This window comes from Nocardioides iriomotensis, assembly GCF_004168035.1.
GTDB classification, from domain to species: domain Bacteria; phylum Actinomycetota; class Actinomycetes; order Propionibacteriales; family Nocardioidaceae; genus Nocardioides_B; species Nocardioides_B iriomotensis.
In genome coordinates this window covers 140,991-165,105 of record NZ_SDPU01000034.1, presented here as the reverse complement: position 1 = coordinate 165,105, position 24,115 = coordinate 140,991, and the positions used below count along the sequence as shown (strand labels likewise).

Sequence of the window (24,115 nt, the reverse complement as noted above, 5' to 3'; positions counted from 1 at the left end):
TCAGTCCGTCCGGCGCGGCCCGGCGTGACCGGCGAGGCACCGCCACCGGCCGCCCTCGCGCACCCACGTCTGCGTCATCGGCATCCGGAAGGTGGCGGACCCGCCGTCGCCTCCCTCGACCACGTCCGTCACCTCCGCGCGGACCACCGCGGTGTCGCCGACGACCGCGATGTCGGCGTCGGCGAGGTCCTGCGAGCGCCACACGGTCGTGCCGTCGGTGTTGCGGCGGACGTACTCCTCGCGGTCGAAGGTCGCGCCGGTGTGCGCGGTCCAGCGGAAGTCCTCGTGCAGCAGGCCGGTCAGCGCGGCGGCGTCCCCGGCGGCGAGGGCGTCGGCGCGGGCGCGGGCGGCGGCCAGGACGGCCGCGCGGTCAGCGTCCGCTGCGGACACGAGCCGGCGCGACCTGCTCGCGCGGCTCGCGGAAGCCGCGCACGAGCTCGCGGACGCTGCCGATGAGCACGCCGGCGATGGTCAGCGCGCCACCGATCTGCAGCAAGGCCTCGCCCGGCTGGGCGCGCTCGGTGACGACGGCCAGGATCGCGACCAGGGCGGCCAGCGGCAGCAGGAACCAGAAGAGCCAGTCGCGGTGCAGGGGGACGTCGAAGCCGTACTCGTTACGGCGGTGGTGAGGGCGCGGCATGGGAGAACCGTTACCCGAGCGACCGTTATCGGAACGTGACCTTCGTCGCGATCCGGCGACGAGGCCTCACGAGCCACAGGGGGCACACCCGTGACTGCGGCGTGCGCCGGGCGGACACGAGGCCTAGGCCGTCGTGGGCGGCGGGTCGAGGCGGAACGCCTTCCGCTTCGGCTTCACCGGCCGCATCATGAACTCCGGCCGGCGCAGGCCGTCGGCGTTGGGCCCGGGTCTGGTGAGCGCGAGCCACTCGCGGTAGACCTCGCGGGCCCGCTGGGTGTCGACCTCGATGTCGCCGTACCGGTCCCCCGGCTGCGCCGGCGCCACCGTGACGCGCTGGTGCCAGCAGTGCGCGCCCGACCAGGGGTCGGGCTGGACCGGGAACGTGAGGTTCTGGTGGACGCCGGGGTCCTCCCAGTAGATGCGCCGGCTGTCCGGGTCGTCGCTGCTGAACGGCGTGGTGGGCTCGGTGTAGCGCATCCGCCACACGCCGTCGTCGGTGCGCTCCATGTCGACCTTGCCGCTGGCCCACCTGCTCGCGTGGATGTCGTCCAGCCGCCAGCGGCCCATGTGGTGGCTGAGTGCCACGACTCCGGGCCGGATGCCCTGGTGCGCCCACGCCCGCGCGACGAAGTGGCCGATCCTCGTCGTCACCCGGACCAGGTCGCCGGTCGCGACGCCGAGCCGGCGCGCGTCATCGTCGTGGATCCAGACCGGGTGGGTGTTGCTGATCTCGTTGAGGTACTTGGCGTTCGCGGAGCGCGTGTGGATCAGCGTCGGCAGCCGGAACGTCGGCACCAGCACCATCTCGCCCTTGCCGGCGTCGATCGTGCGCCGGGACACGTGCGACTCGATGTACGTCGGGACGGCGAGCTCGGGCCAGCCGAACGACGCGATCGCGTCGGACCACAGCTCGAGCTTGCGGCTCGGCGACAGCCAGCCGGCGACCTCGGAGCCGTCGTCGAGGCGGATCCCGACGGCGCCCGCCTCCCCCACCAGCGGGGGCGTCGACTCGTCGGTGGTGGGCTTGCGCAGCACGCCGTGGTCGTCGGCGACCGCCCCGTCGAGCTCGGCCTCCGTCAGCGGGCGCTCGTCCTGCCGGTACACGTCCCTGGCGATCTCCACGACGCCGTACTTCCGCATGTACTCCATCGGCGTGAGCCCCTGCTCCGCGGCCTTCTCCGGCAGCTCGGGCACGCGGTTCTCGAAGACCCACCGGTAGTACTCGTCGACGGTGACCTTCTCGCCCGGCCGGTACGGCGACTCGAAGTAGCGCCGGATGCCGAGCGACCCGTCCGGGTCGATCCGCCAGGAGAGCTCGAACCAGAACTCGTTCTCCTCCCACACCTCCCCCGGGTTGCTGTCGCGGGTGTCGGCGTACGGGATCCCGAGCTTGTCCATGGCGACGCGCTTGACCGGCTGGCGGAAGCCGAGCCACTTGGCGGCGTGCGTCTCGTAGGAGTGCGTGTCGTGCCGCTCCGTCGCGTGCCCCATCGGCAGCACGTAGTCGGCGAAGGTCGCCGTCTCCGACCACGTCGGCGTGAGGGCGACGTGCAGGCCGATCCCGTCGGTGCGGGTGAGCGTCTCGATCCAGGAGAAGCCGTCGGGGTTGGTCCACACGGGGTTGTAGACGCGAGTGAAGTAGACGTCGAGGTCGCCCCGGCCGTCCTGCAGCAGGTGCGGGAGGAGGAACGACATCTCGTTGGTGGACAGCGGGTACTCGCGCGGCCACAGCAGCTCGTTCCAGACGTCGCCGCCCTCCGGTACGTCGAAGCCGTGGGCGATGAGCTTGTCCCAGCCGTTGGGGCTGGTGCCGCCGGGCGTACCGACGCTGCCGGTGAGCACGTTGAGGAAGAACAGGCTGCGCGCGACCTGCCAGCCGCCCAGGTTGCCGGCCGCGGCGGAGCGCCAGATGTGCGCGGACAGCGCGGAGCCGGAGGTCGCGACGATCTCGGCCAGCTCGCGGATCCGCCCGGCGGGGACCTGGCTCTCCTCGGCGGCGAAGTCGAAGGTGTAGTGCGCGTAGTCGTCGGCCAGCGCCGTCATGAAGGTGTCGAAGTCGCGCGGCAGGTCCGGGTGCAGGCGGTCGAGGTAGGTGTCCCAGTTGACCCAGCGGCGCAGGTAGTCGCGGTCCACCTGACCGGTCTGCAGCAGGTGCGACGCGACGGCGAGCAGGATCGCCGCCTCGCTGCCGGGCCAGGGCGCGAGCCAGAGGTCGGCGTGGCTGGCGGTGTTGGACATCCGCACGTCGAGCACGACGAGCTTGGCGTTGCCCTGGGCCTTGGCCTCCATGATCCGCTGCGCGTGCGGGTTGAAGTAGTGGCCGGTCTCCAGGTGCGACGACAGCAGCAGGATGACCTTGGCGTTGGCGTAGTCGGGCGAGGGCCGGTCGTAGCCGCCCCACGTCGTGTAGCCGAGCCGCGCGCCGGCGGAGCAGATGTTGGTGTGGCTGTTGTGCCCGTCGACGCCCCAGGCGAGCAGGAACCGCTCGGCGAAGCCGTCCTCGCCCGGCCGGCCCACGTGGTAGACGACGCGGTCGCGGCGGTCGGCCTCGATCGCGGCGCGGATGCGGGCTGCGATGTCGTCGAGCGCCTCGTCCCACGACACCCGCTCCCAGCCGCCGGCGCCGCGGTCGCCGACACGCTTGAGCGGGTGGAGGATGCGCTCGGGGTCGTCGAGCTGGTTGATGGTGGCCGGTCCCTTGGCGCAGTTGCGGCCGCGCGAGCCCGGGTGCGCGGGGTTGCCCTCGACCTTGGTGACGGTCAGGTCGTCCTTGGCGACGTGGGCGAGCAGGCCGCACGCGGACTCGCAGTTGAAGCAGGTCGTGGGGATCAGCATGAACTCGCGCGTGACCTTGCGCGGGTGGGCCTTGGCGTCGGTGGCGACGTGGTGGTCCCACGTCTCCGGCGGCGGGAAGCTGCGCAGGTGCTCGTGGCTGCGGTCCCCGGGGAGAGCGGTCATGAGAGCGGCACGTCCTGTCCCGCCCGGACGTAGGCGGTCTCGTAGGCGAGCAGGGCGGGCTGCACCAGCAGCCCCGCGAGCGCGGCGAGGTACGGCGACCCGCCGGCCCAGGTGACGGCGGCGAGGAGCACGGCCAGCACGGTCGGCGCGACGGCACCGGCGAGGAACAGCCGCTGGTAGCGGCCGCGCAGGATGGTCCGGGCGGCGACAGCGGCGCCCGGGCTCTCGTGGTGGCCGCCGAGGTCGACCCCGGCGAGCACGAGGTGCAGCACCGCGCCGACGACCAGCACGGCGGCGGTGAGCGTGGTGGCCCGCCCCGCAGCCCCGGCGAGGGCGAGGGCGACCGCAATGACGCCGGCGCCGGTCATCAGCGCCTGGGCGAGCAGGTGCGGGAAGAGCCAGCGCGACTGCCACAGGTCACGGCCCTCGGCCTGCCCGAACAGGAACGCGGTGTAACCGGCCACCATCGCCGCCGCCAGGAGCACCGGCCACGCCAGCACCCGTTGGGCGCCGTCGGCGTCGAGCACGCCGGAGACGAACCACGCGACCGCGACGACCCCGAAGGCCAGCAGGCAGTAGCCGCCGAGCACGAGCCACGACCGGTGGTTGCCGCGGGTGAACAGGAAGTAGAACCGCTCGGGGCGCTTGAGGTCCCACACGAGCAGGACGCCGGTCAGGGCCGCGCCAACGGCCGCGACGACCGGGGCGACCACCGCTCCGGTCACACCGAGGTCGATGCCGAGCACCACGGCGAGCGCGGCGACGGCGAGCGCCCCGGCGCCGAACCCCTTCGTCCAGAGGTAGGTCACGACCCGCCAGCCCCACGGCCGCGGGTGCGCGGTGTTGAGCGTGGTCGCGGCGGTCGGGTCGCTGCCGTCGAAGTCGACCGAGGTCGCCAGGCGGAGCTCGTCGGGCTGCGCCCAGAGGTAGGTGCCGCGGACCGGTGCCTCGAGCGGGTCGAGCACGGCGGGCGAGGCGCCGAGGTAGAAGACGTTGGGGCCGGTGCCCTGGTCGGGAGCCCGGACGGCGGTCTCGTTGCTCGCGACGAGCTGGGAGATCCCGGACTGCTCGTCGTCGAGGTCGCCCACCCAGATCGAGTGCGTCGGGCAGACCACGACGCAGGCCGGCTCGAGCCCGTCGTCGACGCGGTGCGCGCAGAAGTTGCACTTCGCTGCCGTCTGGGTGTCCTCGTCGATGTAGATCGCGTCGTACGGGCAGGCCTGCAGGCAGGACTTGCAGCCGATGCACGCCGAGGAGTCGAAGTCGACGATCCCGTCGTCGCGCTTGAACAGCGCGCCGGTCGGGCAGATCGTCACGCACGGCGCGTCGGTGCAGTGGTTGCAGCGCATCACCCCGAAGTCACGGCGGGTGTCCGGGAACGTGCCGGAGTCGACGTACTTCACCCAGGTGCGGAACTGCCCCAGCGGGACCTGGTGCTCGGTCTTGCACGCGACGGTGCAGGCATGGCAGCCGATGCACGTGCGCTGGTCGATCGCGAAGCCGTACCGCACCGGCGAACCCCCGTTGGAGTGGACAGAGGCCCGTCACGATAGTGCTGACTTCCGTAGGCTGCAGCCATGGCGCGGCGGGGGACGTGGGGAACGGTGGGCGCTGCCATGCTCCTGCTCGTCGTCGCCGTGGCCGGCGGCGTCGTGCTGCTGGGCCGGGACCCGCGGAGCCCCGCCGGAGCCGGCGCCCCGCGAACCGAGGCCTCCGGCTCACCGTCGGCCGGCCCGTCCGCCACCCCGACCGAGCCGCCGCGGATGAAGGTGGCCCGCGCCGCGACCCTCGAGGCCGCACCGACGTGTGACACCGGGACCGGCGCCATCACGCCGGCGACGATCGCGATCCCCGGCGTCACGCGCGGCTCGGGCATCGTGACGCCGCCGCGCGACGCGAACGACATCCCCGGTACGCCGCCGCTGTCGACGGCTGGCAAGTACCTGTTCGCCTGGGACACCGCGCAGGGCACCCGTCCCGGCGACGCGGCCGGCAACGTGCTGCTCAACGCGCACACGTGGCCCGACGGCAGCGCACTGGGCAACGCCCTGCTGGCCCACCTCGACGTGGGTGGCTCCGTCGTGGTGCTCGGTGAGGGCCGGCGGCTCTGCTACCGCGTCACCGAGCGGGTCGAGGTGCTCGCGTCCGACGGGCTGCCCCGCTACTACGACCTGGACGGGCCGCCCCAGCTCGCGATCCTGGCCTGCTCCGGCCGCCGGCTCGGGCCCGGTAACTGGGAGAAGCGCACGGTCTGGTTCGCCTCGCCGGTGCCGGCCTGAGCCCGGTGGGCACAGGTCAGCGCACGGCCTGCCGCAGGCCCGGCACCGTGTCCGGGTCGGCGCCGCGGCGCACGAACACCACGGGGATCTCGGTGCCCTGCCGGTAGCCGATGACCGCGTCGTCGGGATCCACGCCCTCGAGCAGCCACACGTCGGTGGCGGCGAAGCCGCCCAGATCCGGGCCGCAGGTCTCGGCGTCGTTGCACGCCGGGTACACCGCGTCGCCGAGCTCCTGCCGGATGCGTGGCGGCGTGACCTCGCGCCACTCGTCGTACAGGACCTCGCTGAAGCGCAGGTCCGGGCAGCTCGGGTCGCGCGGGGCGACCTCGCACGTCGCATCCGCTCCGCAGGCGGCCGCGAGGGCGGCCAGGAGAAGGGCCACGACGACGGGGCCCGCACGCAACGACACGGCTGATGCTACGTCGCGGCGGGCCCTTCCGGCTCCCAGCGCAGCAGGTCGCCGGGCTGGCACTCGAGCACCTCGCAGATGGCCTCGAGGGTGGTGAAGCGGACGGCCTTGGCGCGGCCGTTCTTGAGCACCGCGAGGTTGGCGGGCGTGATCCCGACACGCTCGGCGAGCACGCCGACCGGCATCTTGCGCCGGGCCAGCATCACGTCGATGTCGACGACGATCGGCATCAGATGACCTCGTCGAGCTCGGCCTGGAGGCTGCTCGCCTCGGCGTCGCGGGCGACGGCCTGCGCGAGGAGCGTCCGCAGCACCAGCACGATCAGCGCGATGCCCAGGATGGTGAGGCCGACCCCGCCGACGAGCAGCACCACGCCCGGCGCGACGGCCTCCCCCGGGGCGAGCACCACGCCCAGCGCGAACGCCAGCAGCGCCGCGGCGGTGATCGCGCCGATGATCACGTCGACGTACCGGAACGACCCGGGCGAGAACACCGTGCCCCGGCGCACCATCGTCAGCAGTCGCCACACGCACACGGCGCACACCTGCACGGTGACGATGCCGAGCACGAGGATCACCACGAACGGCACGCGGATCGCCAGCACGTCGGCGTCGGCGCCGTCCATGTCCCGCCAGAGCAGCGGCACCATCACCGTCTGCACGAACAGCGTGCCGGCCAGCACCAGCGCCAGGACCACCCGCAACGCGGTCACCGTCAGCGTGCCCATGTCCCACCCCTCTCGACGAACGAGAGGAATCTATCGTTTTTCGATAGGTGAGTCAACGGCTCGCGAGGACCAGCACCTCCTGGTGCGCCGTCTGCGGGAACATGTCGAACACCCGCGCCCGCACCGGCGTCAGGGACGGCATCGCGGCCAGGTCGCGCGCGAGGGTGGTCGGGTTGCAGCTGCTGTACAGGACGTGCCGGACCGCGGAGCGCTCGAGCCAGGCGGCGAGCTCCGGGCCGATCCCCCGCCGCGGCGGGTTCACCACGACGAGGTCGGGCGCGGCCGGCCGCGCGGTCATCCAGGTGGTGGCGTCGGCTTCCTCGAACCGGGCGGTCACCCCAGCCTCCTCGGCACTGAGCCGGGCCGCCTCGACCGCCTGGGCGCTGACCTCGACGCCGACCACGTCGCGTCCGGGGCGGGCCAGGTGCAGGGCGAAGCCGCCGACGCCGCAGTAGAGGTCCCACACCGACGTCGGGTCGGCGTCGTCGACCCACGCCGCGCCCTCGCGGTACAGCGCGGCCGCGACGGCGGTGTTGGTCTGGAAGAAGCTCTGCGGACGCAGGTGCAGGGTGATCCCGTCGACCCGGAAGGCGAGCGAGTCGCCGAGCAGCGGCTCCTCGTGCTCGCCCTCGAGCACGGCGGCGTGCCGCGGCTGCAGGTTGGCCGACACCACGCGCAGGTGCGGCAGGTCGGCCCGGAGCGAGGGCAGGTGCTTGCGGATCCGGGCGAGTGACTCGGTCGAGCGCAGCACGAACCGGACCATCAGCTCGCGGTCCGGCGAGACGGTGGCCAGCACGTGCTTGAGCTCGCCGGTGCGCGTGGGCACGTGGTACGGCGTGAGGCGGGCGCGGGTCACGAACGCGGCCAGGGCCGGCAGCGCGTCGTGCAGGACCGGTTCGTGCAGGCCGCACTCGCGAAGGTCGGTGCCGTGGCCGGTCGCGTCGAGGATGCCGAGCGTCGGCTCGTCGACGGTGCCCGCGACGACCATCTTGGCCTTGTTGCGGAACCCCTCCTCGGGACCCGTCACCGGCGGCAGCCAGGTGAGGTCGGGCCACGCGGCGAGCAGGTCGGCGGCGTGCCGCTGCTTGGCCTCCACTTGCGCGGCGTACGGCGTGGGCAGCCAGGTGCACGACCGGCAGAGCCCCGCGTCGTAGTAGCCGCACCGCACGGCCGCAAGGTTACGGGTAAAGGAGGTCGTGCCCGCCCCGGCGGGCCTTGGCGGCGAGGTAGTGCACGTTGGCGTGGCTGACGTGCACCGCGGTCGGCACCCGCTGCCGGACGCGGATGCCGTGCGCCTCGAGCTGCGCGGCCTTGTCGGGGTTGTTGGTGAGCAGGTCCACCTCCACCACTCCGAGGGCGTGCAGCATCTGCGCGGCGGCCGCGTAGGTGCGCCCGTCGGCGGCGTACCCCAGCGCCAGGTTGGCGTCGTAGGTGTCGAGGCCGGTGTCCTGCAAGGTGTAGGCGTCGAGCTTGGCGTAGAGCCCGATGCCGCGGCCCTCCTGGCGGAGGTAGAGCAGGTAGCCGCCCGCGCGGGTGATCCGGCGGACCGCCTCGTCGAGCTGCGGGCCGCAGTCGCAGCGTTGGCTGCCGAACAGGTCACCGGTCAGGCACTCGCTGTGCAGGCGCACCAGCGGCGGGGTGGCGCGGTCGGCGCGACCGAGCACGAGGGCGAGGTGCTCGGCCCCGTCGACCAGGCCGTCGAAGGTCGTCGCCCGGGCGAGGGTGCGGTGCCCGTCGCTGCGGCGCAGCGGCAGGTCGACCTGGGTGCGCACGGTGGCGACCGGCAGCGGGGTCAGCGTCATCGCACTCCCCCGTCGACGACCCGGGCCGAGAGTGCGTAGCGCAGCAGGACGACGTCCCGGATCGTGCGGCTCTCCAGGAGCCGGGCGCCGTGCTCGGCGCGCCAGGGGTAGTCGCCGTCGTCGACGAGGCGGCGTGCCTCGGAGTCGCCGACGAAGAACGGCGCCACGACGAGGTGCAGCTCGTCGGCCAGCGCGGCGGTGAGCAGCTGGGTCAGCACGGTGCCGCCGCCCTCGACCATGAGGCGCCGGATGCCGCGGCCGTGCAGGTGCGCGAGCACCTCCCCCAGGTCGACGGGCTGGCCGGCGTCGACGACGGTCGCGACGTGGCCGAGCAGCCGGGAGGCCTTCTCGACGGCGTCGGTGGCGCAGTAGACGAGCTTGTCGACGTCACCGGTCGCGAAGAACGGAGCGTCCGGGTCGAGGTCGCCGCTGCCGGTGACGGTGACCTTGCACGGCGTCGCGGGCCGCCCGTCGGCGCGACGCTGCCGTCGGCGGTCCGGGTCGCGCACGAGCAGCCGCGGGTTGTCGATGCGGACGGTGCCGGCGCCGACGAGGATCGCGTCGCTCCACGCCCGGACGGCGTCGACGCGGTCGAGGTCGGCCTGGTTCGACAGCACCAGGCGCTGGTCGGCGGTGTCGTCGAGGTAGCCGTCGAGCGACATCGCGCAGGACAGCACGGTGTAGGGGCGGTCAGGCACGGCTCACCTCCGGGGTGGCGACACGGGTGGGTGGAGCGGGCGGGGCGGGGCGGGTGAGGAGGAGGACGGCCAGGCCGGGCAGCGTGGACACGAGCGCGAGCACGCCGTACGCCACCGAGGCGGCAAGACCCTGGTCGGCGCCGAGCCCGGCGGACGCGAAGGCCCAGGCGGCGGCGCCCTCGCGGGGGCCCCAGCCCCCGACGTTCAGGGGTACGGCGGCGGCCAGGAGCACCAGCAGCACCACGGGCAGCGGCGGCGAGGAGCCGGTGGCGGAGGCGGCGACCAGGAACAGCAGCGAGTAGCCGGCCAGCGCGGCGAGCGACGCGGCGACCACGCCGAGCGCGACCGCCCGGAACCGCACGAGCCCGGCGCTGAGCAGCAGGACGGCGACGGCGGCGGGCAGCCAGAGCCGGAGCGCCAGCAGCGTCACCGCGATCTGGACGAGCTGCCCGAGCCCGCGCTCCCACGCGACGGACCGGGCGGCGAGACCGGTCGTCCCGGCTCGGCGGCCGTGGCGGATCGCGCGGTGCACGTCGCCGAGGACGCCGCCGGGCAGCGCGGCGTTGAGCAGCTGCGAGCGGTAGCAGGCCGCGATCGCGGCGCGGAGCGAGAGGCCGCCGAGCCCGAGGTGCCGCGCGACCAGCCGCCACCGCCACGCGCTCGCCAGCGTGGTGAGGGCACCGACGACGAGCGCGCTCACGAGGGCGGCCGGCCCGACCGCGGTGAGGCCGTGGAGGAAGGGCTCGCTGCCGAGCCGGAGCGCGAGCACGACGAGCACGGCCATGCCGACCGCGCGCCCCGCCCACCGTCCCAGGCTCGTCATGGCGCTCCTCCCGCTACCTTCCTGTACGGGCCGGACGCCCGACCGGTTCACCCGCGACGGAGGTCAGCACGTCTTCGACGCCGGCGACGGCCGCGGACCACCCCGCCAGCCGGGTACGGCGGTCGGCGGCCCAGCGCTGCAGGCGGGCGCGCAGCACAGGGTCGGTGAGCCACAGGCGGAGCGCCTCGGCGAGGGCGACGTCGTCGTCGGACGGCACGAGGAGGCCGGGGTACCCGCCGCTCGTCGTCCCGAGCGCCTCCCGCACGCCGCCGACGTCACCGGCGACGACCGGGATGCCGCGGGCCAGCGCCTCGGTGACGACCATGCCGTAGGCCTCGTGCCGTGAGGGCAGCACGAGCAGCCCGGCGGCGGCGTAGGCGCGTTCGAGGCCACGCCCGTGCAGCGGCCCGGTGAACGCGACCCGGTCGTGCCGGGGCAGCCGCGCGACGAAGTCCGGCTCGACGTCGAGCGCACCGACGACGGTGCAGCTCCAGGACAGGTCGTCGAGCCGGCGGAGGGCGCGCACCAGGACGTCGTGCCCCTTGCCGTGCACGACCGCGCCGACGGAGAGCAGGCCGCTGCCGCGGGCGAGCGGCGCGGGGTCGACTCCGGGGCGCACGACGTGCACGCGGCCGTCCGGCAGGTCGAGGGCGTCGCGGGTGTGCCGGCTGGTGGTCACCACGGCGTGGGCCTCCCGCAGCACGTGGTGCTCCCGCCCCCAGCTCATGTGGGCCAGGACCACGAGCCGGCAGCGCTCCGCGACGTCGAGGGCCCCGGACGGGTCCTGGGCGACGAGCATCCCGTCGGCGAGCACCAGCGCCCCGTCGCGCGCCCCGTCGAAGGTGTCGGTCTCGCGCACCACCCAGCCGCGTCGGCGCAGTCCGTCGAGCACGCGCCGGTCGTAGGCGTTGCCGCCGCTCGGGCGGGTGGGGTCGTCGAGCCCGGCGGGGACGACGGCACGGAGGCGGCGCATCGCGGTCACACCGACCGCTCGTAGCCGGCCGACGCGACGTGCGACTCGTGCAGGGTGACCGCGACCGTCCGGACGGCGTCGGTGGTGAGCCGTGCGACGACGCGGTCGGCGACGACCCGGGCCAGCACCTCGGTGGTGGTGTTGAGGCCGGCCAGGTCCGGCTCGTCGTCGAGGTTGCGGTAGCCCAGGTCGCCCATCACGTCGCGCAGGGTCTCGGTGGCCCAGCCGATGTCGACGAGGATGCCGTCGTCGTCGAGCTCCGGCCCGCGGAAGGTCACGTCGACGACGTAGGTCGCGCCGTGCAGCCGCTGCGCCGGCCCGAACACCTCACCGCGCAGGCTGTGCGCCACGAGCATGTGGTCGCGGACGGTCACGCTGAACATCGCTCAGGCCTCCGGGTAGTCGATCGTGTGGCACAGCGCGGGCAGGTCGCCGGAGGCGAGCCGCGGCAGCACGTCGGGCAGGTCGGCGAACGGCGAGCGGCCGGTGAGCAGCGCGTCGTACGCCGGGTCGCGGAGCAGGTCGAGGGCCAGCGCGAGCCGGTCGGCGTGGGTACGGCGGGCGCGGCGGGCCGGCGACACGGCACCGACCTGGCTGGCGCGGATGGCCAGCCGGCCCGCGTGGAAGGCGCCGCCGAGCGCGACCGTGACCGGGCGGTCGCCGTACCAGCTGAGCTCGACGACCTCCCCCTCCCTCCCGAGGAGGTCGAGCGACCGGGCGAGCCCGGCCGCGGTCGCGCTGGCGTGCAGCACGAGGTCCTGGTCGCCGGTCGCCTCCTCCGGCAGCGCGAACCGGACACCGAGCGCCTCGGCGACCGCCGCCCGCGACGGGTCGACGTCGACGAGGGTCACGACGGTGCCGGGGACGCCGGAGAGCAGCCGTGCGACGCAGCAGCCGACCATGCCGGCGCCCACGACCGTCAGGTGGTCGCCGACGAGCGGCCGGGCGTCCCACAACGCGTTGACCGCGGTCTCGACGGTGCCCGCGAGCACGGCCCGACGCGGCGGCACGCCGTCCGGGACCACGGCGACCGCGGCGGCGGGCACGACGTACCGGTCCTGGTGGGGGTACAGGGTGAAGACGGTCCGCCCGACCAGCGGGTCGGGTCCGTGCTCGACGACGCCGACGTTGAGGTAGCCGTACTTCACGGGCGCCGGGAAGTCGCCCTCCTGGAACGGCGCGCGCATCCGCTCCCGCTCGCTGTCGGGGACCCGACCGGCGAGCACGAGCGTCTCGGTGCCGCGGCTGACGCCGGTGTGCAGGGTGCGCACCTGCACGTCGTCCGGGCCGGACTGCGGCAGCGCGGCGGGCCGCAGCTCGCCGCGCCCGGGGCCGGTCACCCAGAACGCCGTCGCGTCAGCCATCGCGGCCCTCCCCCGGCGCGGTGAACCCGCGCGATCCTGGATCCGTATGACAGGTGTGCGACGACCCCGACGAGCGAGCGCGACCGCCGCTGTCCTCACCGTGCTCGCGGCTGTCGTCGTGTGGGTCGCGCTGGTGCTGCCGGACGAGCGGCAGTACCTCACCGCCGACGCGTTCGTCCGCGTGCCCGTCGAGGCGGTGGTGCTGCTGGCTCTCGCCGTCGTGCTGCCGCGCCGACCGCGGCGCGTGGTGGCCGTCGTCGCCGGGGTGCTGCTCGCGCTGGTGCTGCTGGCCACGCTGCTGAACATCGGGTTCAACGCGGTCTTCGTCCGCGACTTCGACCCGGTCGTGGACTGGGCGTACCTCGGCCCGGGCCTCGGCGTGCTGCGCGACACCGAGGGTCTCGGGGTCGCCGTGGCGGCCGGTGTGGTCGCCGGGCTGGCGGCCGTCGCGGTGCTCGTGCTGCTCCCCCTCGCGACCCTGCGGCTGACGGGCGTCGCGGCTGCGCACCGCCGCGCCGCCGTGGCCGTCGCCGTCGTCCTCGGCCTGGTCTGGGGCGTCGCCCGCACCGCCGGGTGGCAGGTCGCGGACGAGGGCCAGGTGGCGAGCGCCAGCGCGGCCGACCGGGTGTGGACCGACGTGCGACAGCTGCGCGCCGACCTCGCGGACCGGTCCCGGTTCACCGAGGAGATCCGCACCGACCCGCTGGCCCGCGACGTGGAGGGGTCGCCGCGGCTGCCCGGCCTGGCCGGCAAGGACGTGCTGGTGCTCTACGTCGAGAGCTACGGCCGCGTCGCGCTCGACGACCCGGTGCTCGGACCGGCGACGGAACGGGCTCTCGCGGACTGCACGGAGTCGCTGGCCGGCGCCGGCTTCGCGGCGCGCAGCGGCTGGCTCGACTCCCCGACGTACGGCGCCGGCAGCTGGCTCGCGCACGCCACCCTGCAGTCCGGGCTCCGGGTCGACACCCAGCAGCGCTACGACCAGCTGATGAACGCGCGGCGCCTCACGCTGACCGAGGCGTTCGGCCGGGCCGGCTGGCGTACGGTCTTCGCGCTGCCCTCGGTGCGCCGGGCGTGGCCGGAGGGGCAGCGGTTCTACCGGTACGACGAGCTGTTCGGGACGCAGGCCACCGGGTACGACGGGCCGGCGTTCGGCTGGTCGCGGGTGCCCGACCAGTACGCCCTCGACGCCTTCGGCCGGCGCGTGCTCGACGTCCCCGAGCGGCCGCCGGTGATGGCCGAGGTCGACCTCTCGTCGAGCCACCACCCCTGGACGCCGCTGCCTCGGAGCGTGCCGTGGGACGAGCTCGGCGACGGCCGGGTGTTCCGCGGCCAGCGCGCCGACCAGCCCGACGAGGAGGCGCTGCTCGCCGACGACGACGCCGTGCGGGCGGCGTACGGCCGCAGCATCGTCTACTCGCTGCGGACGACCTGCGCGTGGCTGCAGCGCCGGCCCGCGGACGACGACCTGGTCGTCGTGCTGCTCGGCGACCACCAGCCGCACAGCTACGTGACCGGCGGCGACCCCGACCACGCCGTGCCGGTCAGCCTCCTCGCGCGGGACCCTGCGGTGCTCGACCGGGTCACCGGGTGGGGCTGGGACGACGGGCTGCGACCCGGACCGGACGCCCCCGTGTGGCCGATGGAGGCGTTCCGGGACCGGTTCCTGAGGGCGTTCGGCGCGGGCTGACACGACACGCCCTCAGGACGTCCGGAGCCGGAGCAGGGTCCGGCCGTCGAGGGACTGGATCTCGACCGATGCGATGTCCTCGGCCGGGCTGGCCGTGGCACCGCTCAGCCGGAACGTCCGGCCGGGCTTGGCCACCCAGCTCGCGACCCGCTCGCTGCCGCCGGCCCGGGTGCGCACGACCAGCGCGTAGGGCCACTCCTGCCCGTCCCCGGACGTCGGCTCGGCGTAGGTGCAGGTCAGGTCGAGCCGGGTGCCCCAGTCGACGCTCGTGAGCCCGACCTCGGCGGTGACCGGGATGTCCGCGACGCGGGTCATCGGCTGCTCCACGGCGGCGGGCGGGGCCGCCTGGTCCTGGGCCAGGTAGCCGCCCAGGGCGACCGCGCCACCGGTCAGCACGATCGCTGCGGCGGCCGCCGCGGCGGCGATCGACCACGACCGGCGGCGCTGCCGGCGGCGGGCCTGCGCGACCAGCGCCGGCAGGAGCGTGTCCGGGACCGGCTCCGCCGGCGCGGGCGCCTCGAGCACGTCGAGGCTCACCCGGGACAGCAGTCCGGGCAGGCCCGAGAGCCGGCGCACCGCCTGGGTGCACTCGGCGCAGGTGGCGAGGTGCTCCTGGTACGCCGCCCGCTCGGTCGACGAGAGCGCACCCAGCACGTAGGCGGCGTCGTCGTGGGCGTGCTCGCAGCTCATGGCCTCACCCCCATCTCCTCGAGGGCGAGCGCGAGCGCGCGCAGGGCGTAGTGGCAGCGCGACTTCACCGTCCCCTGCGGGACGCCGAGGCGCCGAGAAGCCTCCGCGACGGAGGCGCCGCGGTAGTAGCACTCGAGCAGCACGCCCCGGTGCTCCGGCGACAGCTTGGTGATCGCCTCGGCGACGATCCAGGAGGTGAGCAGGTCGTCGGTGCGGTCGCCCGTCGGCGTGGTGTCGGGGACCTGGGCGACCGAGAGCTCGCGCTCGGAGCGGTGCGTGCGCCACTCGTCGATGACGATGTTGCGGGCCACCGTGTAGAGCCACGCGCGCACCGAGCCGTGCCCGCCCTCGAGCACGGTCTCGTTGCGCCACGCGCGCAGCAGCGTCTCCTGCACCACGTCCTCGGCGCGCGCACGGTCCTGTCCGGTCAGCCGCATGCAGAACGCCCAGAGCGCCGACGCGTGCTCGTCGTACAGCGCCTTCATGGCCGCGGCCGGCGTCTCGGGCATCACACCTCCCACCCTGGTTGCACGCAGCGGAGCGCGTTCCGGTTCATCCTGCACCGACCCGTTCGGCGACCACGGCCTGCTTGCGGATCCGGCCGGACGCGAGCCAGTCGCGCCAGAGGGCGTGCGACGCCACGAGGTCGGGATCGGTGTACGCCGCGGCGAGGGCGGCGGCGACGTCGCGGTGCGCGGGGGTGTGGTCGTCGGACCACGTCACGCGGAACCCGTGCCGGCCGAGCAGGTCGTCGAGGCAGGCCCGCGGGACCGGCCACACCGTGTCCGCGGCCGGCATGGCGGCGCGCTCCACGGCGGTGAGCGGCTCGCCCACCTCGACCGTGAACGCGAACCGTCCGCTCTCCGGCAGGGCGCCCGCCACCGCACGCAGCAGCGCGTCCTTGTCGGGGAACGCCAGCATGGTCTCGAGCAGCAGCACCACGTCGAACGTCCCGGCTGGGAGCGGCGGCACCGTCGCGACCTCGAACCGGCAGTCCAGCCCGCGGGCCCGGCGGCGCGCGACCGCGACGGCCGAGGCGCTGCGGTCGACGCCCAGGTAGTGCCCACCGAGGGACCGCACGACGTGGACCCCGGGGCCGCCGACGCCGCAGCAGAGGTCGAGGACCCTGGCGCCCGGCCCGACGCCCGCCTTCGCCGCGATCGCGAGCACCTCGCTCGCCCGGACGAAGCTCTCCTGCCCGACGAACTCGCCCGGCCCGTAAGCCGCCGCCCGCGCCGCCCGGGTGGCCCCGTCGTGCCGGCGGCGGCGGTGCCGCCACAGCCACAGCACGTCGCGGCCGAACGACTCGGCCAGCAGTGCCGCGGCGAGCACGAGCAGCAGCATCGTCACGCGGTCACCCAAAACGCCGGCCGTCCCGGCCACCAGCGCGACGCCGGCGGTCGCCGTCACCACCTTGCGCCAGTAGCGCAGCGGCAGCTCGTCGCGAAGCCACGGCAGCACGGCGCCGGCCGCCCCGAACACGTAGCGGACCAGGCCGAGGGCCAGCAGCCACCACCCCCACCACGACGCGACGTACACCGAGAGCACGAGCATCAGCCACGCGTCGGCCTCGCCGTCGAACCGCGCGCCGAACCGCGTCCCCGTCCCGGTACGGCGGGCGACCCGGCCGTCGACCAGGTCCAGCGCGAGCGACACGGCGGCGAGCCCGGCCAGGAGGTCCGGCGCAGGCGACGTCCCGAGCCGCGCCGTGACGAGACCCGCGCAGGCACAGGCCAACCCGGCCCGCGCGAGCGTGACGAGGTCGGCCGGGCTCGGCCGGTCGCCGTACGCCCGCAGGCCGTGCCGCACCGCGACAAGCAGCCCGGCGAGGCACGCGAGGGTCACGACGGCCGGCAGGAGCACGCCTGGTAGTACGGAGGTGGCCACCACCCGGTTCAGCACCCCGCTCGAGAGGTTCGACCGTGACGACGTTCCCCGCCTGGCTCGCGCTGCGGGAGCCGGCGGACGCCGCGGCCCGGTCGCGCGACCTGGTCGACGCGCTCCGACCTCTCCTGACCGGCCCGCTGGTGGTGCACGACCTCGGCTGCGGGTCGGGCTCGATGGGCCGCTGGCTCGCGCCGCTGCTGCCGGTGCCGCCCGCACAGCAGACCTGGGTGCTGCACGACCGCGACCCGGAGCTGCTCGCGATCGCCGCCGAGGACGCGCCGCCCGGCGCGCTTGTCGAGACCCGCGCGGGCGACGTCACGGCGCTCGCGCCGGACGCCCTGTCCGGGGCGGGGCTGGTCACGTCGTCGGCGCTGCTCGACATCCTGACCGCCGAGGAGCTGGCCGGCTTTGTCGCGGCGTGCGCGTCGTCGGGGGCACCGGTGCTCGTCACGCTCGACGTGACCGGCGAGGTCGCCCTGGACCCCTCCGACCCGCTCGACAGCGCGCTTCGCGACGCGTTCAACGCCCACCAGCGCCGCCCCGTGCGTGGCGGGGACCTGCTCGGCCCCGACGCGCCGTCCGCCGTCGCGGCGGCGTTCCGCGCACGCGGTCAGGACGTGCGCACCGCCGCCAGTCCGTGGCGGCTCGACGCGGCGACGGGCGAGCTGCTGCTGGCCTGGCTCGAGGGCTGGGTCGCCGCTGCCGTCGAGCAGCGCCCGGACCTGGCCGCTCCCGCGGCGGCGTGGGCGGCGCGACGGGTCGCGCAGGTCGAGTCGGGCAGTCTCGCGGTCACCGTGCAGCACGAGGACCTGCTGGCCGCTCCGCGCCGGTGACCCTCGACGCCGGCCGGGCGTGCACGTCGGGCATGCACGTCGGACATGCAAGTGGAGAGGGGTCCGCCCTCTCCACTCTCAACGTATAGCGGACAGGGGGTCTTGCCGCAAGGCCCCGGTGAGGCCGCACAATCTCCCGCCGAGGCCTCACCGACGCACACGAGGGGACGCGTGAACCAGCTCCGCACCGCCACGTTCGACCTGCCCGCGCACCTGACCGCCAAGGCCGACCCGGCCCTGGTCGCCCACGACGAGCAGCACTTCACCGCCATCGCGACCAGCCTGGACCGGGCGCTCGCCGACCTGACCGCGCGGCTCGACGAGGTCCGGCGCGCCCCCGCCCGCGCCGGGCAGCAAGCCCTCGACCGCGACCAGGAGGTGCACCGGCTGACCGCCCGGCTGCGCACGCTGCGCCGCTTCGGGCTCGACCTCTGCCTGGGCCGGATGGTGCCCGCCGACGGCGGCGACCCCGTCTACGTCGGCCGCCTCGGTCTCAAGGACGACACCGGCGAGCCGCTGCTGGTCGACTGGCGCTCACCGGCCGCCGAGCCGTTCTTCGGCGCGACGCACGGCAACCCGATGGGCCTGGCCAGCCGGCGGCGGTATCGCTGGACCCGCGGGCGGGTCAGCGACTACTGGGACGAGGTGTTCGACCCGGACAGCCTCGCGGCGCACCCGGTCGCCCTCGACGACCAGTCGGCCTTCATCGCCTCCCTCGGTGGCCACCGTTCGGACCGGATGCGCGACGTGCTCGCCACGATCCAGGCCGACCAGGACGCGATCATCCACGCGTCCTCGCGAGGCGCACTCGTCGTCGACGGCGGACCCGGGACGGGCAAGACCGTGGTCGCCCTGCACCGCGCGGCCTACCTGCTGTACGCCGACCCGCGGCTGGGCCATCGGCGCGGCGGAGTGCTGTTCGTCGGGCCGCACCAGCCCTACCTGGCCTACGTCGCCGACGTCCTGCCGAGCCTGGGCGAGGAGGGCGTCCAGACCTGCACGCTCCGCGACCTGGTGCCCGAGGGCGCCGACGCCGGTCCCGAGCCCGACCCGGAGGTCGCGCGGCTGAAGTCGTCGGCGGCGATGGTGGGCGCGATCGAGCCGGCGGTGCGCTTCTACGAGGAGGCGCCCACCGAGGGGATGGAGGTCGAGACGCCCTGGGGCGACCTCTGGCTCGGCGCCGACGACTGGGCGGCGGCGTTCGACTCCCCCGACCCGGGCACCCCGCACAACGAGGCCCGCGACCAGGTCTGGAGCGAGCTGCTCGACCTCATGGTCGCCAAGCACGACGACGAGGAGGCCACCGACGAGGAGCTCCGGCGGGCGCTGGCCCGGAACCGGGAGCTCGCCGACGCGTTCGACCGCGCCTGGCCGCTGGTCGAACCGACCGACCTCGTCGGCGACCTCTGGTCCGTGCCGGCGTACCTGCGGCTGTGCGCGCCGTGGCTCGAGTCCGACGAGGTGCGCACCCTGCAACGGTCCGAGCCGCACGCCTGGACGGTGGCGGACCTGCCGCTGCTCGACGCGGCCCGGCAGCGGCTCGGCGACCCCGAGGCGGCCCGGCGTCGGAGGCGCGCGGAGGCCACCCTGGCCGCGGAGCGGGAGCAGATGTCGCAGGTGGTCGACCACCTGGTCGCCTCCGACGACTCCGAGATGATGGTGATGTCGATGCTGCGCGTGCAGGACATGCGGGACGCGCTCGTCGACGACAGCGCGCTCCCGGCCGCCGACCCGGACCTGCTCGCCGGCCCGTTCGCGCACGTCGTCGTCGACGAGGCCCAGGAGCTGACCGACGCCGAGTGGCAGATGCTGCTGCTGCGCTGCCCCTCCCGCAGCGTGACCGTCGTCGGCGACCGCGCCCAGGCCCGGCACGGCTTCACCGAGTCGTGGCAGGAGCGGCTGCGGCGCGTCGGGCTGGACCACGTCGCGCACTCCTCGCTCACGGTCAACTACCGGACGCCCGAGGAGGTCATGACCGAGGCCGCGCCGCTCATCCGGGCGGCACTCCCGGACGCCAACGTGCCGACCTCGGTCCGCGAGAGCGGCCTCCCCGTCCTGCACGGCCCGCACCGGGACCGCGACGCGATCGTCGACGGCTGGCTGGCCGAGCACGCCGAGGGCGTCGCCTGCGTCATCGGCGACCCGACGTTCGAGGCCCGTCCCCGGGTCCGGTCGCTCACGCCGGTGCTCGCCAAGGGGCTCGAGTTCGACCTCGTGGTCCTGGTCGACCCGGACCGCTTCGGCGACGGCATCGAGGGGGCCGTCGACCGGTACGTCGCGATGACCCGCGCCACGCAACGGCTGGCCGTGCTCACCCGCGGCTGAGCCGGCGTACGGGGACCGGACGGCACAGGCTTCAAATGTCCGTCCGCGGGGTACCTCACGAGGGCGCGAGCTCCGGACGGACGGGGCACGCCCCGTCCTGGGGAGGGCAGATGAAGAAGGTGCTCGCCGCGCTCGTCGGCGGCGGACTGGTGGTGCTGGGCGCGATCCTGATGCCGTTGCCCGGACCCGGCTTCGTGATCGTCGTGGCCGGGATCGCCGTGATGGCGACGCAGTTCGACTGGGCCCGCTCGCTGCTGCACAAGACGCGCGACAAGGCCTGGGAGGCGCAGAAGGCCGCTGTCGAGACCTGGCCGCGCCTGCTCACCACGCTCGCGTCGGCGTGCGCCACGATCGGGGTCGGCGTGACGATCGTCCTGGTCGACGACGTGGCCTGGCCGGTCTGGGACTCCTTCTTCGACCGGTTCTGGACGAACGTCACCGGCTACTGCGTGATCGGCACGGGCACGATCGTGATCGTCACGACGGTGGTCGCGATCTGGCTGCACCGCAAGGAGGAGGCCGGCGAGATCGTGGTGACGGAGAAGACCGCCGCCGACGTCGGCTGACCGGGCGAACCGGGCGCCGCGCCCCCGGCGCCCCCGGCGCCTCCGGCGTGGGGCGGACGGACCCTAGCGTCCGAGTGTCGAAAAGTCACCCGGTCACATCGGGCTATTCCGGGCGCGGCGGGCCCCGGCCTAGCGTCGGTGCCATGCGCCGACGCCAGAGGGGACGTCGGCGAGCACCACGGGTCGAGACCAAGGCCGGGGGAGGCAGCGCCTCCGGCCGCGCGCGACCACCCGGCCGGGGGCGCTGACCGGGTCAGGCCGACGCGACGGACGGGCCTCCCGCTCTCCCCCGATCGGCGTAGATCCGGCGGACCTTTGTCCGACACCGTTGACTCGCTTCGGGTCCGCTCGCACCATTTGTGCGGAAGGCAGAGCAGGGGGCGGGGCGTCATGAGCTATCTGTTCTCGGAGACCGAGGAGTCGCCGCGGGGGGCGTGGGCGTTCGCCGGCGGGGTCGTCGTCGGTGCCGCCGTGGTCGCGCTCGTGTGGGCGCTGACCACCCTGGTGTCGCCGGGTGCGACCGGCGGCAGCGACCGGAACCGGGCGGCGGCGCCGGACGACTCCGCGCGGCCGCGACCCGCGGGCGTGGCAGCCGAGCCCTGCCACGCGGTGCACGACATCCAGACCCCGGCGCTGCGGGCCGCGACCACGGCGCTCCAAGACTGGCGCGTCCACGTCGACACGATGAACGCGTTCGCCGCCGACGAGATCACGCGCGAGAAGGCGAACGAGGACTGGGACCGGACTCGCCACCACGCCACCGAGGACCTCGCGGCGTACGACGAGGCAGCCGCCGCCTACGCCGCACGCACCACCCGCTGCCCGACCCCGACCGGAGCCACCACCGGGACCGCCGGGACGGCCGACGCGGTCGACGCCTCCGGGCCGGCCGACGCGTCGGTGACGGCCTGCCGGGCCGCCGTCAGCGCCCGCAACCTGACGCTGCGCGCCGCCGACGCCGCGCTCGCGACGTGGCGCGAGCACGTGCTCCAGATGGAGATGCTCCGGGACGGCACGATGACCGGGGACACCGCCGCGAAGCTGTGGGAGAAGAGCTGGAAAGTCGGCTCCGCCCAGCTGAAGGCGTACGACGAGGCGGCGCAGCGCTCCGCGGCGACCACCTGCTAGCTGCTGCCGGCTGCTGCCGGCGGCTGACCGGCTACGCCTGCAGCTGGCCCTCCCGCTGGGCCAGCGCGTCGCTCAGCATCGTCACCATCGCCTCGAGCTGGATGTCGGCCGACGCGGCGACCTCCTCGTCGGAGCCGTCGAGCGCCCGCGCGGCGAGCGACGCCTTGGAGTCGATGAGCTCGGCGATCCGGGCGTCGATGGTCTGCGCGGCGATGATCCGCCAGGCCGTCACCGGGTCGGTCTGGCCGATCCGGTGCACGCGGTCGATCGCCTGGGTCTGCTCGGCGTTGGTCCAGGACAGCTCGGCGAGCACGACGTTGCTGGCGACCTGGAGGTTCAGGCCGACGCCGGCCGCGGTCAGCGAGCACACCACGACCGCGACGTCGGGGTCGTTGACGAAGCTGTCGATGTTGCGCTGGCGGACGGTCGGCGTCTGGTCGCCGCGCACCGAGGCGTGCCGGACGGCGCGCTGCTCGAAGAACTCCTCGGCCGCGTCCATGACGTCGATGTGCTTGGCGAAGAACACCACCTTGCCGGCGCTGTGCGCGAGCTGGACCGTGTAGTCCGCGGCGAGCATCGCCTTGGCCTGGCCGATCCGGCGGACCATCGAGAAGACGTTCTCGCCGGTCGTGGAGTCCTCGGAAGCGGCCAGCTCCCACCCGGCGACCCGGCGGACCAGCTCCTCGTCGATGCCCTCGGTGCGGACGCCGGAGTGCTCCTCACGCGCGGCGACCGCGGAGTCGTAGCGCTGGAGCAGCCGGAGCGCGAGGTCGCGCTCGGCCTCGCGGATCGACCGGGCGCTGACGGCGTCCAGCTCGACCGGGAGGTCGGCGATCCGGCGAGCGGGGATCTCGGCGGCGACGTCGTGCTTGCGCCGGCGGACGATGCCCATGTCGATGACGGACCTCCGCGCCGCGGTGTGGAAGCCGCGGTCCAGCGGGGTGAGGCCGGTCTCCTCCAGCGAGGCCATCAGCGTGCGGGTCGGTTTGCGCTCGTCGATCCAGCCGAGGAACTGCCAGATCGCGCGGAAGTCGTCGATGTCGTTGATCAGCGGCGTACCCGTGAGCGCCATCATCAGCGGCCGGGCGATCCGGTTGCGGATCTTGTCGGCGATCTCGAGCACGTGCTGCGAGCGCTGGGACTTCTTGTTCTTGATGAAGTGCGCCTCGTCGACGACCATCCCGCGGAAGCCGTGGTTGGCGATCCAGCCGACGTGACGGTCGAGCACCTCGTAGTTGACGACGACGATGTCGGCGAAGCCGTCGATCGTCTCGCCGCTGCCGTGGATCACCGTCACCGACCGGCGCGGGGTCCAGCGGGCGGCCTCGCGCGCCCAGTTGGTCTTGACGACGCTCGGCACGACGCAGAGCAGGGGGTAGGCGTCGGCCGCCTGCGCGGCGAGCAGCGCCTGCGCGGTCTTGCCGAGCCCGGGCTCGTCGGCGAGCAGGAAGGTGCGGTGCCCCTCCGCCGCCGCGGCGACGACCCGCAGCTGGTGGGGCATCAGCTCGAGGCCGACCGGCACCTTGATGTTCGGAGCGGACTCCGGCAGGTCCATGCACGAGACGGCACCGCCCGGGGCCTCCTCGAACGCGGTCAGCAGCGGCTCGATGAGCTCCCAGCCGAGCAACCGGCGCTCCGACGGCCGGGGCGGGAGCGGTGCGGCGTAGTCCGGCGCGAGGAACGGGTTGGCCAGCTGGGCGGCGCGGACCGAGGCGGGCACGACCTGGCGCTCGGCGAGGGCCGTGGTCGCCGCCCGGACCGGCTCGACCTCGGGGTCGGGCTCCAGGCCACCGGCGATCTGCATCTCCCGCTTCATCCGCCGGGCCGCGTCGGTCACCTCGGCGTCCTCGCCGAGCAGCGTGAACAGCGCGGGTGCGCGAGTGGCGATCTGGGCCAGGATCGTGGCGATCCCGTCCAGCCGCTTGAGCTCCTTGTCGCGCTGGGCGTCGGTCAGCTCCTGGTCGGCCTTGACCCGGGCACGCTCCTCGCGGACGAGCAGGGCGATCACCTGGAAGCGGGTCGGCTCGAGCTGGCCGCGCTGCACGCGGTTCTCCACCTCACGCACGGCCTTGGCCAGCACGGACAGGATCCCGTCGTCACGGTTGCGGTTCTGCCCACCCGCGGTGGACCGGCCGCCGCCGCGACGCGGACGTCGACGTTCCGACAAGCACGTCTCCTCAACGTTGTCACCCGGGACGGCCGTTCGGCGGTCCGCCCCGACTCATCAGCCCGGGTCGACCACCGCGTGAGCGGCAGGCAGCAGCGGCGCAACAGATGTCCGGACGTGGCGCGCCGCGAACGTGCGGCGAGGGCCTCCCGAACT

The 24,115-nt window shown here is 74.5% G+C and carries 24 protein-coding genes; 6 read left to right on the top strand and 18 right to left on the bottom strand.

The window, feature by feature from the left end; all coding sequences use genetic code 11:
• From ETU37_RS19210 to ETU37_RS19195, 4 genes are all read right to left on the bottom strand, one after another.
• The gene (locus ETU37_RS19210) at positions 1-390 is read right to left on the bottom strand and encodes a nuclear transport factor 2 family protein (RefSeq protein WP_129988962.1); all 390 of its coding nucleotides are present in this window, start codon (positions 388-390) and stop codon (positions 1-3) included.
• Complete coding sequence (locus ETU37_RS19205) at positions 371-640, bottom strand: hypothetical protein (protein WP_129988961.1); 270 nt, start codon at positions 638-640, stop codon at positions 371-373. Before ETU37_RS19205 ends, ETU37_RS19210 begins: the two co-directional genes overlap by 20 nt.
• 123 nt (positions 641-763) lie before the next feature.
• Positions 764-3,598: a molybdopterin-dependent oxidoreductase gene (locus tag ETU37_RS19200; protein WP_129988960.1), complete on the bottom strand. Its 2,835-nt coding sequence runs from the start codon at positions 3,596-3,598 to the stop codon at positions 764-766.
• Entirely contained in the window at positions 3,595-5,109 is a 1,515-nt protein-coding gene (locus ETU37_RS19195; protein WP_129988959.1) for a 4Fe-4S dicluster domain-containing protein, read from the bottom strand. Before ETU37_RS19195 ends, ETU37_RS19200 begins: the two co-directional genes overlap by 4 nt.
• Before the next feature lie 93 nt (positions 5,110-5,202).
• Between ETU37_RS19195 and ETU37_RS19190 the strand changes: the two genes are divergently transcribed.
• Entirely contained in the window at positions 5,203-5,877 is a 675-nt protein-coding gene (locus ETU37_RS19190; RefSeq protein WP_206054043.1) for a class F sortase, read from the top strand.
• Between the two features lie 16 nt (positions 5,878-5,893).
• On the opposite strand, the gene ETU37_RS19185 is transcribed toward ETU37_RS19190, so the two are convergent.
• Genes ETU37_RS19185 through ETU37_RS19140 form a run of 10 tightly spaced genes read right to left on the bottom strand, consistent with a single transcriptional unit; the run spans position 5,894 to position 12,673 of the window.
• Entirely contained in the window at positions 5,894-6,286 is a 393-nt protein-coding gene (locus ETU37_RS19185) for a hypothetical protein (RefSeq protein WP_129988957.1), read from the bottom strand.
• 8 nt (positions 6,287-6,294) lie between these two features.
• Complete coding sequence (locus tag ETU37_RS19180; protein WP_129988956.1) at positions 6,295-6,516, bottom strand: helix-turn-helix domain-containing protein; 222 nt, start codon at positions 6,514-6,516, stop codon at positions 6,295-6,297.
• On the bottom strand, positions 6,516-7,013 hold the full coding sequence (locus ETU37_RS19175) for a DUF2975 domain-containing protein (RefSeq protein WP_129988955.1): 498 nt from the start codon (positions 7,011-7,013) through the stop codon (positions 6,516-6,518). The genes ETU37_RS19180 and ETU37_RS19175 overlap by 1 nt, the downstream gene beginning before the upstream one ends.
• A 52-nt stretch (positions 7,014-7,065) precedes the next feature.
• Positions 7,066-8,181, bottom strand: a complete 1,116-nt coding sequence (gene rlmC, locus ETU37_RS19170; protein ID WP_129988954.1) for a 23S rRNA (uracil(747)-C(5))-methyltransferase RlmC — start codon at positions 8,179-8,181, stop codon at positions 7,066-7,068.
• A gap of 10 nt (positions 8,182-8,191) precedes the next feature.
• The gene (locus ETU37_RS19165) at positions 8,192-8,815 is read right to left on the bottom strand and encodes a GTP cyclohydrolase II (protein WP_129988953.1); all 624 of its coding nucleotides are present in this window, start codon (positions 8,813-8,815) and stop codon (positions 8,192-8,194) included.
• On the bottom strand, positions 8,812-9,513 hold the full coding sequence (locus ETU37_RS19160; RefSeq protein WP_129988952.1) for a RibD family protein: 702 nt from the start codon (positions 9,511-9,513) through the stop codon (positions 8,812-8,814). The genes ETU37_RS19165 and ETU37_RS19160 overlap by 4 nt, the downstream gene beginning before the upstream one ends.
• Positions 9,506-10,336: a lysylphosphatidylglycerol synthase domain-containing protein gene (locus ETU37_RS19155; RefSeq protein WP_129988951.1), complete on the bottom strand. Its 831-nt coding sequence runs from the start codon at positions 10,334-10,336 to the stop codon at positions 9,506-9,508. Before ETU37_RS19155 ends, ETU37_RS19160 begins: the two co-directional genes overlap by 8 nt.
• Positions 10,337-10,349: 13 nt before the next feature.
• Positions 10,350-11,309, bottom strand: coding sequence for a glycosyltransferase family 4 protein (locus tag ETU37_RS19150; protein ID WP_129989071.1), 960 nt, complete (start codon positions 11,307-11,309; stop codon positions 10,350-10,352).
• A 5-nt stretch (positions 11,310-11,314) separates the two neighbouring features.
• Positions 11,315-11,692 carry a 6-pyruvoyl trahydropterin synthase family protein gene (locus ETU37_RS19145; protein WP_129988950.1) on the bottom strand — a complete coding sequence of 126 codons (378 nt, stop codon included), beginning with the start codon at positions 11,690-11,692 and terminating at the stop codon, positions 11,315-11,317.
• Between the two features lie 3 nt (positions 11,693-11,695).
• Positions 11,696-12,673 (bottom strand): zinc-dependent alcohol dehydrogenase, encoded by a 978-nt coding sequence (locus tag ETU37_RS19140; RefSeq protein WP_129988949.1) that lies wholly within the window; start codon positions 12,671-12,673, stop codon positions 11,696-11,698.
• Positions 12,674-12,728: 55 nt separating this feature from the next.
• On the opposite strand from ETU37_RS19140, the gene ETU37_RS19135 reads away from it, so the two are divergent.
• Positions 12,729-14,363 carry an alkaline phosphatase family protein gene (locus ETU37_RS19135; protein WP_129988948.1) on the top strand — a complete coding sequence of 545 codons (1,635 nt, stop codon included), beginning with the start codon at positions 12,729-12,731 and terminating at the stop codon, positions 14,361-14,363.
• A 12-nt stretch (positions 14,364-14,375) separates the two neighbouring features.
• On the opposite strand, the gene ETU37_RS19130 is transcribed toward ETU37_RS19135, so the two are convergent.
• The 3 genes from ETU37_RS19130 to ETU37_RS19120 are packed head-to-tail and all read right to left on the bottom strand — an operon-like array spanning position 14,376 to position 16,916.
• Positions 14,376-15,053 (bottom strand): anti-sigma factor family protein, encoded by a 678-nt coding sequence (locus ETU37_RS19130; protein WP_129988947.1) that lies wholly within the window; start codon positions 15,051-15,053, stop codon positions 14,376-14,378.
• On the bottom strand, positions 15,050-15,562 hold the full coding sequence (locus ETU37_RS19125) for a sigma-70 family RNA polymerase sigma factor (RefSeq protein ID WP_129988946.1): 513 nt from the start codon (positions 15,560-15,562) through the stop codon (positions 15,050-15,052). Before ETU37_RS19125 ends, ETU37_RS19130 begins: the two co-directional genes overlap by 4 nt.
• Before the next feature lie 43 nt (positions 15,563-15,605).
• Positions 15,606-16,916: a methyltransferase domain-containing protein gene (locus tag ETU37_RS19120; protein ID WP_165372609.1), complete on the bottom strand. Its 1,311-nt coding sequence runs from the start codon at positions 16,914-16,916 to the stop codon at positions 15,606-15,608.
• A 59-nt stretch (positions 16,917-16,975) separates the two neighbouring features.
• On the opposite strand from ETU37_RS19120, the gene ETU37_RS19115 reads away from it, so the two are divergent.
• From ETU37_RS19115 to ETU37_RS19100, 4 genes are all read left to right on the top strand, one after another.
• Entirely contained in the window at positions 16,976-17,773 is a 798-nt protein-coding gene (locus ETU37_RS19115; RefSeq protein ID WP_129988944.1) for a class I SAM-dependent methyltransferase, read from the top strand.
• A 171-nt stretch (positions 17,774-17,944) separates the two neighbouring features.
• Positions 17,945-20,098, top strand: coding sequence for an RNA polymerase recycling motor ATPase HelR (helR, locus tag ETU37_RS19110; protein WP_129988943.1), 2,154 nt, complete (start codon positions 17,945-17,947; stop codon positions 20,096-20,098).
• Positions 20,099-20,208: 110 nt separating this feature from the next.
• Positions 20,209-20,664, top strand: coding sequence for a PGPGW domain-containing protein (locus tag ETU37_RS19105; protein WP_165372608.1), 456 nt, complete (start codon positions 20,209-20,211; stop codon positions 20,662-20,664).
• Positions 20,665-21,054: 390 nt separating this feature from the next.
• The gene (locus ETU37_RS19100) at positions 21,055-21,792 is read left to right on the top strand and encodes a hypothetical protein (RefSeq protein WP_129988941.1); all 738 of its coding nucleotides are present in this window, start codon (positions 21,055-21,057) and stop codon (positions 21,790-21,792) included.
• Between the two features lie 31 nt (positions 21,793-21,823).
• On the opposite strand, the gene ETU37_RS19095 is transcribed toward ETU37_RS19100, so the two are convergent.
• Complete coding sequence (locus ETU37_RS19095; protein ID WP_129988940.1) at positions 21,824-23,959, bottom strand: DEAD/DEAH box helicase; 2,136 nt, start codon at positions 23,957-23,959, stop codon at positions 21,824-21,826.
• Positions 23,960-24,115: the final 156 nt, after the last annotated feature.

Coding starts and splice junctions, on each gene's coding strand:
- ETU37_RS19205 (WP_129988961.1), bottom strand. CDS start 640: ATGCCGCGCCCTCACCACCGCCGTAACGAGTACGGCTTCGACGTCCCC.
- ETU37_RS19200 (WP_129988960.1), bottom strand. CDS start 3,598: ATGACCGCTCTCCCCGGGGACCGCAGCCACGAGCACCTGCGCAGCTTC.
- ETU37_RS19180 (WP_129988956.1), bottom strand. CDS start 6,516: ATGCCGATCGTCGTCGACATCGACGTGATGCTGGCCCGGCGCAAGATG.
- ETU37_RS19175 (WP_129988955.1), bottom strand. CDS start 7,013: ATGGGCACGCTGACGGTGACCGCGTTGCGGGTGGTCCTGGCGCTGGTG.
- ETU37_RS19165 (WP_129988953.1), bottom strand. CDS start 8,815: ATGACGCTGACCCCGCTGCCGGTCGCCACCGTGCGCACCCAGGTCGAC.
- ETU37_RS19155 (WP_129988951.1), bottom strand. CDS start 10,336: ATGACGAGCCTGGGACGGTGGGCGGGGCGCGCGGTCGGCATGGCCGTG.
- ETU37_RS19150 (WP_129989071.1), bottom strand. CDS start 11,309: ATGCGCCGCCTCCGTGCCGTCGTCCCCGCCGGGCTCGACGACCCCACC.
- ETU37_RS19145 (WP_129988950.1), bottom strand. CDS start 11,692: ATGTTCAGCGTGACCGTCCGCGACCACATGCTCGTGGCGCACAGCCTG.
- ETU37_RS19140 (WP_129988949.1), bottom strand. CDS start 12,673: ATGGCTGACGCGACGGCGTTCTGGGTGACCGGCCCCGGGCGCGGCGAG.
- ETU37_RS19130 (WP_129988947.1), bottom strand. CDS start 15,053: ATGAGCTGCGAGCACGCCCACGACGACGCCGCCTACGTGCTGGGTGCG.
- ETU37_RS19125 (WP_129988946.1), bottom strand. CDS start 15,562: ATGCCCGAGACGCCGGCCGCGGCCATGAAGGCGCTGTACGACGAGCAC.
- ETU37_RS19105 (WP_165372608.1), top strand. CDS start 20,209: ATGAAGAAGGTGCTCGCCGCGCTCGTCGGCGGCGGACTGGTGGTGCTG.
- ETU37_RS19100 (WP_129988941.1), top strand. CDS start 21,055: ATGAGCTATCTGTTCTCGGAGACCGAGGAGTCGCCGCGGGGGGCGTGG.